The 14,799-nt window shown below is 68.8% G+C and carries 14 protein-coding genes; 4 read left to right on the top strand and 10 right to left on the bottom strand.

Annotation, left to right across the window (positions count from 1 at the left end; genetic code table 11):
- The 3 genes from ASJ79_RS14695 to ASJ79_RS14685 form a co-directional block, all read right to left on the bottom strand.
- A complete protein-coding gene (locus ASJ79_RS14695; protein WP_067956367.1) occupies positions 1 to 1,077 on the bottom strand; it encodes an ABC transporter substrate-binding protein in 1,077 nt (358 codons plus the stop codon).
- 56 nt (positions 1,078 to 1,133) lie between these two features.
- Positions 1,134 to 2,771 (bottom strand): gamma-glutamyltransferase family protein, encoded by a 1,638-nt coding sequence (locus ASJ79_RS14690; RefSeq protein WP_067956365.1) that lies wholly within the window; start codon positions 2,769 to 2,771, stop codon positions 1,134 to 1,136.
- A 174-nt stretch (positions 2,772 to 2,945) separates the two neighbouring features.
- Positions 2,946 to 3,464 carry a cupin domain-containing protein gene (locus ASJ79_RS14685; protein ID WP_067956363.1) on the bottom strand — a complete coding sequence of 173 codons (519 nt, stop codon included), beginning with the start codon at positions 3,462 to 3,464 and terminating at the stop codon, positions 2,946 to 2,948.
- Positions 3,465 to 3,633: 169 nt separating this feature from the next.
- On the opposite strand from ASJ79_RS14685, the gene ASJ79_RS14680 reads away from it, so the two are divergent.
- Positions 3,634 to 4,086, top strand: coding sequence for a hypothetical protein (locus ASJ79_RS14680; RefSeq protein ID WP_067956361.1), 453 nt, complete (start codon positions 3,634 to 3,636; stop codon positions 4,084 to 4,086).
- Between the two features lie 122 nt (positions 4,087 to 4,208).
- Here the strand turns inward: ASJ79_RS14680 and glnA are convergent, their stop codons facing one another.
- The gene (gene glnA / locus ASJ79_RS14675) at positions 4,209 to 5,645 is read right to left on the bottom strand and encodes a type I glutamate--ammonia ligase (protein ID WP_067956359.1); all 1,437 of its coding nucleotides are present in this window, start codon (positions 5,643 to 5,645) and stop codon (positions 4,209 to 4,211) included.
- 142 nt (positions 5,646 to 5,787) lie between these two features.
- Here glnA and ASJ79_RS14670 point away from each other — a divergent pair, with 142 nt between their 5' ends.
- Positions 5,788 to 6,258: an RDD family protein gene (locus ASJ79_RS14670; RefSeq protein WP_067956357.1), complete on the top strand. Its 471-nt coding sequence runs from the start codon at positions 5,788 to 5,790 to the stop codon at positions 6,256 to 6,258.
- 23 nt (positions 6,259 to 6,281) lie between these two features.
- Here ASJ79_RS14670 and ASJ79_RS14665 read toward each other — a convergent pair whose 3' ends face one another.
- Genes ASJ79_RS14665 through sucB form a run of 5 tightly spaced genes read right to left on the bottom strand, consistent with a single transcriptional unit; the run spans position 6,282 to position 11,374 of the window.
- Positions 6,282 to 7,034 carry a DUF4191 domain-containing protein gene (locus ASJ79_RS14665; RefSeq protein ID WP_067956355.1) on the bottom strand — a complete coding sequence of 251 codons (753 nt, stop codon included), beginning with the start codon at positions 7,032 to 7,034 and terminating at the stop codon, positions 6,282 to 6,284.
- A gap of 5 nt (positions 7,035 to 7,039) precedes the next feature.
- Entirely contained in the window at positions 7,040 to 8,002 is a 963-nt protein-coding gene (gene lipA, locus ASJ79_RS14660; protein ID WP_067956353.1) for a lipoyl synthase, read from the bottom strand.
- On the bottom strand, positions 7,999 to 8,709 hold the full coding sequence (lipB, locus tag ASJ79_RS14655; RefSeq protein WP_067956351.1) for a lipoyl(octanoyl) transferase LipB: 711 nt from the start codon (positions 8,707 to 8,709) through the stop codon (positions 7,999 to 8,001). Before lipB ends, lipA begins: the two co-directional genes overlap by 4 nt.
- A gap of 10 nt (positions 8,710 to 8,719) precedes the next feature.
- Complete coding sequence (locus ASJ79_RS14650; RefSeq protein WP_067956398.1) at positions 8,720 to 9,631, bottom strand: TIGR01777 family oxidoreductase; 912 nt, start codon at positions 9,629 to 9,631, stop codon at positions 8,720 to 8,722.
- A 12-nt stretch (positions 9,632 to 9,643) separates the two neighbouring features.
- On the bottom strand, positions 9,644 to 11,374 hold the full coding sequence (sucB, locus tag ASJ79_RS14645; RefSeq protein ID WP_067956349.1) for a 2-oxoglutarate dehydrogenase, E2 component, dihydrolipoamide succinyltransferase: 1,731 nt from the start codon (positions 11,372 to 11,374) through the stop codon (positions 9,644 to 9,646).
- A 156-nt stretch (positions 11,375 to 11,530) separates the two neighbouring features.
- On the opposite strand from sucB, the gene ASJ79_RS14640 reads away from it, so the two are divergent.
- Together ASJ79_RS14640 and ASJ79_RS14635 are read left to right on the top strand one after the other, a co-directional pair.
- Positions 11,531 to 11,881: an oxidoreductase gene (locus ASJ79_RS14640; RefSeq protein ID WP_067956347.1), complete on the top strand. Its 351-nt coding sequence runs from the start codon at positions 11,531 to 11,533 to the stop codon at positions 11,879 to 11,881.
- A gap of 40 nt (positions 11,882 to 11,921) precedes the next feature.
- Complete coding sequence (locus ASJ79_RS14635; RefSeq protein WP_067956345.1) at positions 11,922 to 13,475, top strand: SDR family oxidoreductase; 1,554 nt, start codon at positions 11,922 to 11,924, stop codon at positions 13,473 to 13,475.
- A 9-nt stretch (positions 13,476 to 13,484) separates the two neighbouring features.
- Here ASJ79_RS14635 and ASJ79_RS14630 read toward each other — a convergent pair.
- On the bottom strand, positions 13,485 to 14,799 hold a 1,315-nt coding region (locus ASJ79_RS14630), incomplete at its 5' end, for a leucyl aminopeptidase (protein ID WP_231750849.1).

Raw genomic sequence — 14,799 nt, 5'->3', positions numbered from 1 at the left:
CTAGGCGCGACCGGCCCAGACAGCACTGATGCCCTCGGCCGTCTCCGTCGCGACGGTGGCGCTCTCCGGGCTGTCGATGGCCGCCACCTCGCTCGAGCCGGCCTCCGGCGGCAGGTCGACGTTGCCCTTGAACGCGTACTCCTGCTTCGCCGCCCGGCCCTCATCGCTGTTGAGCCAGGCCGCCCAGCAGGCACCGGCGTTCGGGTGCGGCGCGCTGGTCGGCACCGCGGTGTAGTAGTCGACGGCCGGCACGACGTCGAGGTACTTGATCGCGACGGGTGCGCCCTTGGCCTGCTGCTCGGCGGTCTCCGCCGAGCGGCCGTTGGTGGTGAGTGCGTTCTCGCCGCTGGCGACGGTCAGCAGGCCCGCGGTGGCGCCCTGCACGACCTGCGGCCGGACGGTGTCACGCAGTCTGGTGACGTAGTCGACCGTCTGGTCCTTGCCCCAGACCACGGCCAGCAGCTGCAGTGGGTCGCCCCGCGGGTCGACGACCACGCGTCCCTCCCATTTGGAATCGACCAGTTCGTCCCAGGTGTTGGGCAGCTCCTCGGGCCGAACTTCGTTGGTGTTGTACGAAAGACCGATGGCGATGCGCTCGGTGCGCACCAGGTTTCCGTCGGAGACGTGGCCGGGGTCGACTCCCATGGCGGTGTAGTCGATATCGCCGTTGATGAGGTTGTTGTCGAGCAGCGGGCCGGCTTTGTCCATCGTCACCGAGATCGCGTCGACGCCACTGGGCCGTCCCGCCGACGCCTCGGTGACGAGCTTCTGGACGAGGTCATCGGGGCGAACCTCCACCGATGTCAGCGTGATGCCCGGGTAGGTTTCGGCGAACGCGTCGAAGATCTGCTGATAGGCCTCGGGAGATTCGCTGTTCCACGAAACCAGCTCACCTTCCTCCTGTGCCGCCGCGCAGACCTCCTCGATGCTGCCGGCGACCGCAGGAGCCGCCGATCCGTCCGGGCTCGCCGAGCTGTCGGCCGTGCCGGCCTCGGGATCGCTACAGGCCGTGGTGATGGCCAGCGTGGCCGCGGCCAGTACGGCCAGCTGCGCGCTGCGCGAGATCGATGTTGCCACTTCTACCTCCGATGATTGCGGGTCGTGTTGCTCTGGACGGATACTGAAATGCGTTGTCACGCCGCCACGATTGCTGTGCCTCCATCGCCGCGCGGGTCGGCCGCACCGGACCAGCGGCCCGACGAGGGGTCGCGCCACAGCACGTGGGCCTTGCCGAAGTACGGGTCGTAATTGGCGAGGTGCTTGCGCACGCGCCGCCCGGACTGTTCGATCGCGCCCACCACGGCGCCGGGAAGACGGCCCTCGCACTGCACCGATCCGTCGAGCTGAACATTCACCCGCGGCGCTGCGACCGCGCGCCAGGGATCCCAGCCGCGGTCGATCAGGTGGGAGAGGACCTGCACGAGCGCGCTGACGATCCGCGTCGAACCGGACGCGCCCACCACTCCCGTCAGCTGCCGGTGCTCGTCGAACACCAGGCCGGGCGACATCGAGGCGGCCCGGGTGGCGCCGGGCCGCAGGGAGTTCCACCGGCCCGGGCGCGGATCGTAGCCGTGCATGAAGTTGTTGAACATGAACCCCAGGCCGGGGGTGATCACCCCGCTGCCGGAGGCCAGTGTGTGAGTGGCGGCGACGGCGTTACCGTGGCCGTCCACGACGGCGATATGCGTGGTCGAGCGCGGCTCGGCCGCGTGCAACCGCACCGACTCCGGGTCCGGTCGCCACCCCGCGGGCATCGCCGCGCGCAACCGTGCGTACTCCTCGGAGATCAACATGTCGACCGGGATCGGCTGGTCGCGGCTACCGGCCAGGTAAGCGAACTTGTCCTCCAGGGCCGCATGCAGCGCGGCCGTGACGTCGCCGACCGCGTCTGCGGTCGGCCACTCGGAACCCTGATCGCGCAGCGCCAGCAGATTCAACGCACCCAGGATGCTGACCCCGCCCCCGGGATATCCGGGAAACATCAGCGTCGCACCGCGGTACCGGGCTGTCAGCGGCGCACTCTCGGCGACCGCGAACTTGTCGAAATCAGCTGCGCTCAACAGGCTTTCGTGCTTCTGCAGGTCGGCGACCATGGCGTCGGCCAACGCACCCCGGTAGAACTCCTCGGGGCCGTGCCGAATCAGGTGGCGCAAGGTCGACGCGAGGTCGGGATTGCGCACCCGATGCCCTACAGGCAGCGGCCGGCCGTCGTCGGTGTAGAGGTCACGTCCGGTCGCGGAGTACGACATCCGCTGCAACCCACCGGGTTTGTCCGGACCGTCGTCGGAGTACCACGACGACTGCTGGGCGGGGGAGAGGGCGAAACCGTCCTCGGCGAGGGCGGCAGCAGGTTCGAGCACCGCCGACCACGGCATGGAGCCGAACATCCGTAGGGCGGTCGCCATCCCCGCAACGGTGCCCGGCGTGGCCACACTACGGTGACCGATCTCGTTGTGTCCGTCTTCGACGACGAAGCCGTAGTCGTAGGTGAACTCGCGCACCAGATCGCCCTGGGCGGCGCCCTCTTCGACGCTGTACGGCGCGCGGGCGAAGAAATCCAGAACGGTGTTGCGACCGGTCGCCGCCTCGTGCACGGTCATCACGCCGTAACCCCCGAGGCCGCACATCAGGGGGTCGACGACGCCCTGCATCGCCATCCCGGCGACAGCGGCGTCGACGGCGTTACCACCGGCCGCGAGAATCTCGGCAGCGGCGTCGGCCACCACCGGCTGCGGGCAGACGACGGCAGAACCGGTCAGATAGGAAGGCATCGTGAATGAAAGATACGGTATCCAAGTTGATTGCGAGCTGGAATCGCGCAGTTCCAGCCAGGTTTAACACAATTGTCAAATTCGTTGTGTCACTTGGGCTTAAACGCCAGAAGGCCGCACCGCGGCCTCGTGCGAGGCGGCGGTGCGGCCTTCGGTGGAAGGGCTGCTGCCGGGTCAGCCGTTCTCGGGGAAGCGTTCGATCTGGTGCAGTCCGAGGGCTTTGACGGCGAAGGTGTCCTGGACGGCGAGGTAGCGGGCGACCTCGGTGTCGCTGTCGTTGAAGTGCTGGTGCCACATCCAGACCGGGAAGCTGAACATGTCGCCTTCCTCCCAGTCGATGCGCTGCTTGTTGACGCCGTCCCAGCTGATGATGGTGTGGCCGACGCCGCGCACGATGTAGATGACGGCCTCGGTGGTGTGGCGGTGGTTGACCGACTCGCCCTTGGGGGGCAGCTCGCTCACGTGCGGCTGGAGCCGGATGTCGCCGCCCAGCCGGTAGAAGCGCGCCTTGGTGTTTCGGTACTCGCGGGGGGTGAGCTCGGTGGTCTTGAGGTCTTTGATGATGACCGCTTCGGTGGGCGGGTTCTTCCGGTTCCACTGTTCGCGGTTGGTCATCTCGCTGTTGGCGGTCTCGCTGAGCGCCTGATCGCGGATCTCGATGTCCTCGACCGATTCGATCTTTTTCTCTGGCATTACCTGGGGCCTTCCTCCTTGGCGCGAGTACGGACGGATGCGCCCGTTCGATTTAGAATAATAGATACAATCTTGAGGTCAACCGCTGCGGCGGTGAAATCCGGTTGGGATGGGCCGCGTGGACGCTGCCGAACCGGACAGATGGCATCACTTCAGAGCAGGAGCGGCAATGACAGAACTCGACCGGCAACCGTGGGAGAACGAGATCGTCAGCGAGGCGCTGCCGGCGGGGGCGGTGCTGACCGCGGGGATGTGGATGCCGGTCGCGGGGCGGGCATTGCGGAACTCACCGGACGATGTCGTCGCCCTCACCGAGGAACAGGTCCGCAGTCGCCTGCCGCAGGGCGAGCAGTTGGTCGTCACGATCCGGCGTGAGGACCTCGAAGCGCATCCCGACGAGGGGCTGGCCCGGTTGGTCGACTCCACCGACGGTGGCGTGATCGTCATCGGGGTCACCTACGACCGTGGCGCGCGGCCCCGGGTGTACAACCAGGTCTGTCCGGAATGTGGTTCCACCGAGGCCGAATTGCTCGGTCCGGCCGACCAGCACGTCGCGCCCGGTTTCCAGGACGCGGCCAACCTGTACGGATGCCCGGACTGTGGAACCGCCTGGGACGCCTGACGCGAGTGCCGTGAAACGAAACCGCCCGCGCTGCCGAGAGCAGCGCGGGCGGAGTCTTGTCGGCGGGCCGACTTACACGTCGCGTCGGCGGGCCGACTTACACGTCGCGTCGGCGGGCCGACTTACACGTCGTAGTACAGCGAGAACTCGTACGGGTGAGGACGGATCTGGATCGGCATGATCTCGTTCTCCCGCTTGTAGGAGATCCAGGTCTCGATCAGGTCCGTGGTGAACACCCCGCCCTCGGTGAGGTACTCGTGGTCCTCTTCGAGCTTGTCGATCACCGCTGCCAGTGACGTCGGTGCCTGCGGGATGTTCGCGGCCTCCTCGGGCGGGAGCTCGTAGAGGTCCTTGTCGACCGGGGCCAGCGGCTCGATCTTCTTCTTGATGCCGTCGATGCCGGCCATCAGCATCGCCGCGAACGCCAGGTACGGGTTGCCCGAGCTGTCCGGGCAGCGGAACTCGAGACGCTTGGCCTTCGGGTTGTTGCCGGTGATCGGGATCCGGACGCAGGCGGACCGGTTGCGCTGGCTGTACACCAGGTTGATCGGCGCTTCGTAGCCCGGCACCAGACGCTTGTAGGAGTTCACCGTCGGGTTGGTGAACGCCAGCAGCGACGGCGCGTGGTGCAGGATGCCGCCGATGTAGTGGCGGGCCATGTCCGACAGCCCGGCGTAACCCGACTCGTCGTGGAACAACGGCTTGCCGTCTTTCCACAGCGACTGGTGAGCGTGCATGCCCGAACCGTTGTCACCGAAGAGCGGCTTGGGCATGAAGGTGACGGTCTTGCCGTTGGCCCACGCCGTGTTCTTGATGATGTACTTGAACAGCAGCACGTCATCGGCTGCGTGCAGCAGCGTGTTGAACTTGTAGTTGATCTCGGCCTGGCCGGCGGTGCCCACCTCGTGGTGTCCGCGTTCGAGGGTGAAGCCGGCGTTCTGCAGGTTGGTGGCCATCTCGTCGCGCAGGTCGACATAGTGGTCGTACGGCGCGACGGGGAAGTAACCGCCCTTGGGGCGGACCTTGTAGCCACGGTTCGGGCTGCCGTCGGCCTCGAGCGGCTCGCCGGTGTTCCACCATCCCGACTCCGAGTCCACCTCGTAGAACGTGCCGTTGATGCGCGAATCGAAGCTCACCGAGTCGAAGATGTAGAACTCGGCCTCGGCGCCGAAGAACGCCGTGTCGGCGATACCCGTGCTGGCCAGGTAGTTCTCCGCCTTGCGGGCGACGTTGCGCGGGTCACGGGAGTAGGCCTCACGCGTGAACGGGTCGTGCACGAAGAAGTTGATGTTCAGCGTCTTGGCGGCGCGGAACGGATCGATACGCGCGGTGGCGGGGTCGGGCAGCAGCATCATGTCCGACTCGTGGATCGACTGGAAGCCGCGGACCGACGAACCGTCAAACGCGAGGCCGTCCTCGAACACGCTCTCGTCGAACGCCGATGCGGGGATCGAGAAGTGCTGGACGACGCCAGGCAGATCACAGAATCGGACGTCGACGTACTCGACCTGTTCGTCCTTGATCAGCTTGATGATGTCGTCGGCGGTCTGTTCTGCCACTTATTGCTCTCCTTTGCTTGTAGCCCGCCGGTGACGGTATGGACACGATGTTGCACGGCAGTCAACCGCATGTTGCGTGGACGTTACGCATCACGTCGACGTCAGTTACAGAACAGTAGCGACAGCCACCTATCCTTGGTTCATGGCCCGCAGCATTGGGTCCTGGCTGTCGGGACCGTCGCAATCTGACGACGCCGGACAGCGGGCCGCCTCCTATCCCGGCCAACGTCTCGGCCTTCCCGAGAGTGGACCGGGGTCCATCGCCCGGTTCGGCCGCCGCATCGGAGCACTGTGCGTCGACTGGCTGGTGTGTTACGGCCTGGCCGCGCTGGCGATGACGTTCGGCTGGGTCAGCATGGCGGCGCTGTCGACCGCGGTGCTGGTGGTCTGGCTGGTGCTCGGCGTGGTGTCGGTGCGGCTGTTCGGCTTCACTCCCGGCCAGCTCGCGCTCGGCGTCAAGGTGGTGCCGGTCGACAACCGCGTGCATGTGGGGTCGGGCCGGGCGCTGGTGCGCAGCCTGCTCATCACCCTGGTGATCCCGGCGTTGTTCACCGACTCCGATCTGCGCGGACTGCACGATCTGGCGTCGAAGACCGCAGTGGTGCGCCGATGAGCGTTGCCGCTGCAGCGGGCCGCTCAGCGTCTCCGTACGGTGCGCTGCACGCCGCGCATCTTGGCCTGCGCGGGCAGCGGGCCCTTCGGCATCGCGGCCGGCCCGACCTTGGTTCCGAGTGCGGCCAGGCGTGACTCCAGCGAGTCCATCTGCTTGGCGGTGATGTTGGCCGGCAGTTTGGTCAGATGCCGCTCCAGCTTGGCCAGCGGGACCTCACCCTCACCGTTGCCGATGATGACGTCGTAGATCGGCACGTCGCCGACCAGTCTGGCGGTGCGTTTCTTCTCCTGGGCGAGCAGCGGCTTGACCCGGTTGGCGGCGCCCTCGCCGACGAAGATCACACCGGGACGCCCGATCACCCGGTGCACCGCGTCGAAGTGTCCGGTGGCGGCGACGCCGGGAGTGACGCGCCACTTGCCGCGCAGATTGTCCAGCGCCCACGCGGCCGCACCGGTCTGCCCTTCGGCCTTGCGGTACACCGACTTCTGCGCACGGCGACCGAAGATGATGAACGCCACCAACGCACCGAGCACGACGCCGAGCGGGATCAGCATGAACATCGTGAAGCCGCCCGCGTACACACCGGCCGCCACGGACGCGCCGACGATCAGCACAAACGCGCCGATCATGTACGGCAGCAGCCGCTTGTCCTCTTTGCGCTGGATCTTGAACGCCTGCCACAGCTGACTGCGCCGCTGCTTGGACGCCGCCTTCCGGGCGGCTTTCGCCTCGGCCTTCGCCGCCTTGGCTTCGGCGGTGTTACGCGATTTCGCCATAGCTTTCAGGATACTTGCGCTGATGTCGCGGCCGGAGCCGCGCCCGACGGCCTCGACGCGATGGTCTGCGCGTACAGCTTCCCGGCCCGGTACGACGAACGCACCAGCGGTCCGGCCAGCACACCGGCGAATCCGAGCTCGGTGGCGTAGCGCTCATACTCGACGAACTCGTCGGGATGAACCCACCGTTCCACCGGATGGTGGCGCGCCGACGGACGCAGATACTGCGTGATGGTCACGATGTCGCAGCCCGCCCCGTGCAGGTCGACCAGTGCCGCGCGCACCTCCTCGGGTGTCTCGCCCATCCCCAGGATCAGATTGCTCTTGGTGACCAGGCCGAAGTCACGCGCCATCGTCAGCACCGACAGGCTGCGCTCGTAGCGGAACGCCGGCCGGATCCGTTTGAAGATCCGGGGGACCGTTTCGACGTTGTGCGCCAACACCTCCGGGCGCGACTCGAACACCTGCTGCAGCTGGTCGGGGTCGGCGTTGAAGTCCGGGATCAACAGCTCCACGCCGGTGTTCGGGTTCAGCGTCTTGATCTGGCGGACCGTCTCGGCGTACAGCCACGCGCCGCCGTCGGGCAGGTCGTCGCGGGCCACCCCGGTCACGGTGGAGTAGCGCAGCCCCATCGCCTGCACGCTCTCGGCCACCCGGCGCGGCTCGTCACGGTCCAACTCGGCGGGCTTACCGGTGTCGATCTGGCAGAAGTCGCAACGCCGCGTGCACTGCTCGCCACCGATCAGGAACGTCGCCTCGCGGTCCTCCCAGCACTCGAAGATGTTCGGGCAGCCGGCTTCCTCGCACACGGTGTGCAGCCCCTCGCGGCGCACCAGACCTTTGAGCTCCCTGTACTCCGGGCCCATCTTCGCCCTGGTCTTGATCCACGGCGGCTTACGCTCGATCGGCGTCTCGGCGTTTCGAACTTCCAGACGCAGCAGCTTGCGGCCGTCGGGGGCGATAGTCACTGGGCCGATCCTACGCCCGCAGTCGGCGCCGCACCGACGGTGATGCGGCCGTCGAGCGCGTCGAGCACCGCGTCGGCCACCCGTTCCGTGACGTCGGCGACGGGGACCGTCCGGCCGAGTTCGGCCGTCAGTGAGGTGACGCCGGCGTCGCGGATTCCGCACGGCACGATCGACCCGAATGCGCCGAGGTCGCAGTCGCAGTTCAGCGAGAACCCGTGCAGCGTCGTCGCGCGGGCCACCCGGATGCCGATCGCGGCGATCTTGCGGGCGGGTCCGCGGTCGTCGGCTGCCACCCACACCCCGGACCGGCCCTCGACGCGGCCCGTCTCGACGCCGAGGGATGCGCACACCGAGATCAACGACTCTTCAAGGCGGCGAACGTAATTGACCACGTCGAGTGGTTCGGCAAGTCCGACGATCGGGTACCCGACGAGTTGGCCGGGCCCGTGCCAGGTGATTTTGCCGCCGCGGTCGGTGTCGATGACCGGGGTGCCGGAAAGGGCGGGGTCGGGGCGCTCCTCGGGGAGTGTCCGCCGTCCCGCGGTGTACACCGGCGGGTGCTCCAGCAACAGCAGTGTGTCGGGTCCGCCCGCGGCACGTTCGTCGGCGACCGTGCGTTGCAGGTCCCACGCCGCCCGGTAGTCGACGGTGCCCAGACGCCGCACCTGCACCGGCGCGGTGTCCGATCGGATCGAGGTGGCTGCCATGTGGTCGACGCTACTCACGGGCGCGTGCGGTGGCGAACGCGAGCGCCTCGCCGATCGTGTGGTGGCGGAACTCGAAGCCGGCGTGCTCCAATGCCGACGGGATCGCGCGCTGACCGCCCAGCACACCTTCGTCGGCGAACTCCCCGAGGGCGAGACGCACCGCGAACCCCGGCACCACCAGCGGGGTCGGCCGGTTCACGGCGCGCCCCAGCGCGGTGGTGAACTCCGCATTGGTGACCGGCGCCGGGCCGGTCACGTTCAGCGGACCGGACAGCTCGTCGTGGGTGACCGCGAACAACAGTGCGCGCACCTCGTCTTCGAGGCTGACCCACGACAGGTACTGGCGGCCGTTGCCCAGCCGCGCGCCCAGGCCCAGCGAGAACAGCGGCTTGAGCCGGCTGAGGATGCCGCCCGACGGTGCCATCACCAGGCCGGTGCGCGCCAACACCACCCGCACGCCGGCCTCTGCGGCCACCGTGGTGGCGGCCTCCCAGTCGACGGCCAGCCGGGCCAGGAAGTTGTGGCCCGGCCCGGCGGTCTCGTCGACCGGGGTGCTGCCGGTGTCGCCGTAGTAGCCGACCGCGCTGGCGTTGACCAGAACCGGCACACCGGCGTCGACCACGGCGTTGGCCAGCACCTCCGTCGGGCCGATCCGGCTGTCCCGCAGGCTCTGCTTGAACGCGCCCGACCAGCGTTTCTCCCCGACGCTGACCCCGCACAGGTTCACCACGGCGTCCACCCCGCGCAGCGAGTCCGCGTCGAATTCCCCGGTGTCCGGATTCCAGAACACCTCGTCGGCATTCGACGGCGCCCGCCGCACGATGCGGATGACCCGATGGTCGGTGGCGCGCAGCGCATAGACCAGCGCCGTACCGATCAGACCGGATGATCCCGCGATAGCGACGACCGAATCTGATGGCATCGACACGGTCGTCTACAAACCGAGGTCGGCCTCGAACGCACCCTCTTCCAACCGGCGCTTGATCGTCGTGACGAAGCGGCCGGCGTCGGCGCCGTCGATGAGGCGGTGATCGTAGGTCAACGGCAGGTAGCTCACCGAGCGGACGCCGATCGACTCGTTGCCGAACTCGTCGACGATGACCCGTGGCCGCTTGACGATCGCACCCGTGCCCAGCATCGCCGCCTGCGGCGGTACCAGGATCGGGGTGTCGAACAGCGCGCCCTGGCTGCCGATGTTGGTGATGGTGAACGTGCCGCCGGACAGCTCGTCGGGCTTGAGATCGCCCGACCGCGCCCGCGCGGCGATGTCGGCGATGGCCCGGGCCAGCCCGCCCAGCGACAGGTCACCGGCGTTGTGGATCACCGGCGAGAGCAGGCCCTGCTCGGTGTCGACCGCGATGCCCAGGTGCTCGGCCTCGTAGTAGGTGATCTCCTTCGATTCCTCGTTGTAGCTGGCGTTGACGTTCGGATGCAGCTTCAACGCGTCGATCACCGCGCGGGCGATGAACGGCAGGTAGGTGAGGTTGACCCCTTCCCGTTCGGCGAACTGCGCCTTGGCCTTGGCCCGCAGCGCCACGATCTTGGTCATGTCGACCTCGTGCACCTGCGTCAACTGCGCGGTGGTCTGCAGCGATTCGCGCGTCTTCTTCGCCGTGATCTGACGGATCCGGTTGGCCTTCTGCGTCGTTCCGCGCAGGTGTGCCAGCGCTCCCTCGGGGGCCGGCGTGGCGGCCTTGGCGGGCGCCTCGGCCGCGGGCTCGGCCTTCGGGGCTTCCTTCGGCGCCTTGCTCGCCTCAGCGGCGGCCAGCACGTCCTGCTTGCGGATCCGCCCGCCGACACCGGTGCCCTTGACCGTCGCGAGATCGACACCGTGCTCACCGGCGAGCTTGCGCACCAGCGGCGTGACGTACGGGCCGGAGTCGCCGGACTCCTGGGCCGCGGCCGGCTTCGGCTCGGGTTGGGGCTTCGGTTTCGGCTCGGGCTCTGGCGTGGGTTCGGGTTTGGGCTCGGACTTCGGTTCGGGCCGGGCTTCCTCGGAGGGCTTGGCCGCGGGCTTGGTCTGCTCCGGCTCCGGCTCGGGCTCCGGCGCGGCGCCCTCGTCGCCGATCTTGGCGAGCTCGCCACCGACCTCGACGGTGTCGTCCTCCTCGGCCGTGATCGACAACAGCGTGCCTGCCACGGGCGACGGGATCTCGGTGTCGACCTTGTCGGTGGACACCTCGACGAGCGGCTCGTCGACCTCGACGCTGTCGCCGACCTTCTTCAGCCAGCGGGTGACGGTGCCCTCGGTGACCGACTCGCCCAGCTCGGGCATCAGGACCGGGGTGGCCGAGCCGGTCGAGCTCGGGCCGCCCGACGACTTCGCGGGTTCCGGTTCGGGTTCGGCTTCTGCCTCGGGCTCAGGCTCGGGCTCGGGCTCGGGTTCGGGCTCTTCGCCGCCGCCGGTGTCGCCGCTGTCGCTGTCGTCGGCGTCGCCGATCACGGCGAGCTCGCCACCGACCTCGACGGTGTCGTCCTCCTGGGCGACGATCTTCTTGAGCACTCCCGAGGCGGGCGAAGGGATCTCGGTGTCGACCTTGTCGGTGGACACCTCCAGCAATGGCTCGTCCTCTTCGACCGTGTCACCCTCCTGCTTCAGCCAGCGGGTGACAGTCCCCTCGGTAACGCTCTCTCCGAGTGCGGGCATCTGGACGGAGATGGCCATAGTGTCGTGGCTCCCTTGCACGGTCGGTCGCAGTCTTGAGGTGTCGCGTCCCATCCTGTCACGTCCATGTGGGCTTTCGCCGCCGACGGGCGCACTCGTTGGTCTGGCACTATCGAAATGTCGGTTCCAGGGGATCGCCGAAAGGAGCAAGCCCAGGTGGGACTGTTCGACAGACTCCGCCGCCGGCGCCGCGCGGCCGCGGCGGGCGGCGACCCCGCCGCCGATCTTCGCTACCTGCAACGCTGGGTCGCCGAACACCACGGCGTGGAGGCGTTCATCGAGCCCAAGACGACCGTCACCGACGTCACCGTCGTGCTCGTCGCCGCCGACGGTGAATGGACGCGCCGCAAGGCCGGCGGACACGCCGGGGCCCGCCGGTTGTCCGACCGCTTGAAGATCCCCGTCTACGACGTCCAGAAGGTCGGTTACCCCCAGCGCATGCGCGACTACGACGCGCGCCGTCGGATCGAGCGCAAGCGGGCCGCCCGCGAAGAACTGGAGCGCTGACCGCAGGGAGTCGCGGCGCGGCGGCGGGTACTGTCCGGTCGTGAGCAGCCAGCGCTTCGTCCACAGCAGCGACGGTGTCCGGATCGCCGTCTTCGAGCAGGGCGATCCGGACGGCCCGACGCTCGTGCTGGTGCACGGGCTACCCGACACCCACCGCGTGTGGGACCCGGTCGTGGACCGGCTGGCCGGCCGGTTCCGGATCATCGGCTACGACCTCCGCGGCACCGGCGACTCGGAGGTGCCCACCCGGACCGCGGCCTACTCCGTGCAACATTTCGCCGACGACTTCGCCGCCGTCGTCGCCGGCGCTCCGACGGTGCATGTGCTGGCCCACGGCTGGGGTGCCGCCGGGGTGTGGGAGTACCTCAGGAGACCCGGCGCCGCGGTCGCCTCGCTGACGACGGTGTCCGGGGCCGAACCCGAACTCGGGGACCTGCGTGCCGTGCTGACCAGTCCGCGCCGTTTGGCCCGCGGCGTGGCTGCGCTCGCGACGGTCAAGCCCTACCGCGCCAATCTGAGGCGCGCCGCGGCGCCGGACCACGACCGGGTCGACGTCCCGGTGCAGTCGATCGTCTCCATCCAGGACGCCCGCCGCGACGAGCTGCCCGTGCGGGTGCCGAGGTGGTGGCGCCGAGAATCGACGACCGGTCCGCTCACGCCGACGACGCACGCGCCGTTGCTCGCCCGGGCGGTGACCGAGCTCGTCGACCACCTCGACGGCGCGCCCGCCCCGCGGGAACTGAGGCGCGCCGAGATGGGCCGGGCGCGTAAGGCGTTCGGCGACACCCTGGTCGCCGTGACCGGTGCGGCGAGTGGCATCGGCCGCGAGACCGCGCTGGCGTTCGCCCGCGACGGCGCCGACGTGGTGGTCAGCGACGTCGACACGGCCGGACTCGAAGAGACCGCCCGGCTCGTCACCGAGACCGGCGCAGCGGCGCACACCTACACCGTCGACGTCTCCGACGCCGCCGCGGTCGAGGCGATGGCCGAGCGCGTCTGCGCCGAGCACGGTGTGCCCGACATCGTGGTCAACAACGCCGGCGTGGGGCACGCGGGGTTCTTCCTGGACACTCCCGCCGAGGAATTCGACCGCGTGATCGACATCAACTTCGGCGGCGTGGTCAACGGGTGCCGGTCGTGGGGCAAGCGCCTGGTCGAGCGCGGGACCGGCGGCCACATCGTCAACGTGGCGTCGATGGCCTCCTACACGCCGGTCAACGTGATGAACGCCTACTGCACGTCCAAGGCGGCGGTCTACATGTTCTCGGATTGCCTGCGCGCAGAACTCGATTCGTCCGGAATCGGGGTGACGACGATCTGCCCCGGGATCATCGGCACCAACATCGTCAACACCACCCGCTTCTCGCTGCCCGAGGAGCGCAGCTACGACGCGGACACGATCCGGCGACGGGTGCGCCGTGGCTTCGCGGTCCGCCGCGTCGGCCCGGACAAGGTCGCCAAGGCCATCGTCGCCGCGGTGAAGAAGAACAAGCCGGTCCGGCCCGTCACCACCGAGGCCTACCTGGTCTACGGTGTCTCACACGCCTTCCCGCAGGTCATGCGCAGCACGGCCCGCGGCGGGAACATCATGTGAGACAGCACCTCAACCGTTCGCGGCGATGTCTTCCAGGACCGCGAACATCGTCCGCGTCGGAACGCCCGTGCCGCCCTTGGGCGTGTAACCCCACGGTCCACCCGAGTTGTACGCCGGCGCCGCGACGTCGATGTGCGCCCATTCGACGCCGTCGGCGACGAACTCCCGCAGGAAGGTGCCGGCGACCAGCATGCCCGCGAACCGGGAGCCGCTGACGTTGGCCAGGTCGGCCACGCTCGACTTGAGGTCGTCCTTGAGCTCTTCGGGCAACGGCATCGCCCAGCCGTTCTCGCCGACCGCCTGGGACACCGCGGCGACCCGGTCGCGGAACTCGTCACTGCCCATCACCCCCGGCGTGCGTGACCCCAGCGCGACGGTCTGCGCGCCGGTCAGCGTCGAGGTCTCGATCAGGTAGTCCGGCCCGTCCTCGCAGGCCCGCGCGATCGCGTCGGCCAGGATCAGGCGGCCCTCGGCGTCGGTGTTGAGCACCTCGACGGTGGTGCCGCCGTACTGGGTCAGCACGTCGCCGGGCCGCTGCGCGGTGGCCGACGGCATGTTCTCGGCCATCGGGACGTAGGCGACGACGTCGATCGGCAGCTTCCGGCGGGCCGCGAGCACGACGGTCGCGACCACGGCCGCCGCGCCGCCCATGTCGGAGGTCATGTGGTGCATGTTGGCCGCCGGCTTGATCGAGATGCCGCCGGTGTCGAACGTGATGCCCTTGCCCACCAGCGCGACCTTCCTGGCCTTGCGGCCGCCGCCGCGGTGGGCCAGCCGCACCAGCCGCGGCGGGCGCGAGGAACCCTGGCCGACGCCGATGATCCCGCCGTAGCCGCCCTTGGCCAGCGCCTTCTCGTCGAGCACCTCCACGTCGAGTCCGGCCGCCTCGCCCAAAGCCTTTGCCCGCGCGGCGAATTCGGCGGGGTAGAGGTGGCTGGGCGGGGTGTTGACGAAATCGCGCGCCGTGGCCACCGCGGTGGCGATGGCCTCCGCCCGCGCGGCGGCCTCCCTGGTCGCCGACTTCGTGTCGGGCGCGAGCGCGGTGATCTTGCGCAGCCCCGCGTCCTTGGGCGCGGTCTTGGCGCTGCGGAAATCGGAGAACCGGTAGGAGCCCAGGATCAGGCCCTCGATGCTGGCCTCCAGGTCGAGGTCGGACAGCGTCGTGATCACGGACTCGACACCCGAGAGAGACCGGGCCGCGGCACCGCGATGGTCGAGCAACGTGTCGTCGAGATCGAAGAGGATCCCCCTGGGCCGGCGGGGCAGGTGCGCGGTGCTCAATCGGATCCGGAACCGAGGATGTGCTCGCTCATCAGTCTGGCGG

Source organism: Mycobacterium sp. NAZ190054, from assembly GCF_001545925.1.
Classification (GTDB): Bacteria; Actinomycetota; Actinomycetes; order Mycobacteriales; family Mycobacteriaceae; genus Mycobacterium.
This window is presented reverse-complemented; position numbering and strand designations above follow the sequence as displayed.

Bases quoted from the DNA above. Each gene is read 5' to 3' on its own strand.
- ASJ79_RS14690 (WP_067956365.1), bottom strand. From the start codon at position 2,771: ATGCCTTCCTATCTGACCGGTTCTGCCGTCGTCTGCCCGCAGCCGGTG.
- ASJ79_RS14670 (WP_067956357.1), top strand. From the start codon at position 5,788: ATGGCCCGCAGCATTGGGTCCTGGCTGTCGGGACCGTCGCAATCTGAC.
- ASJ79_RS14665 (WP_067956355.1), bottom strand. From the start codon at position 7,034: ATGGCGAAATCGCGTAACACCGCCGAAGCCAAGGCGGCGAAGGCCGAG.
- ASJ79_RS14680 (WP_067956361.1), top strand. From the start codon at position 3,634: ATGACAGAACTCGACCGGCAACCGTGGGAGAACGAGATCGTCAGCGAG.
- ASJ79_RS14685 (WP_067956363.1), bottom strand. From the start codon at position 3,464: ATGCCAGAGAAAAAGATCGAATCGGTCGAGGACATCGAGATCCGCGAT.
- sucB (WP_067956349.1), bottom strand. From the start codon at position 11,374: ATGGCCATCTCCGTCCAGATGCCCGCACTCGGAGAGAGCGTTACCGAG.
- lipB (WP_067956351.1), bottom strand. From the start codon at position 8,709: ATGGCAGCCACCTCGATCCGATCGGACACCGCGCCGGTGCAGGTGCGG.
- ASJ79_RS14650 (WP_067956398.1), bottom strand. From the start codon at position 9,631: ATGCCATCAGATTCGGTCGTCGCTATCGCGGGATCATCCGGTCTGATC.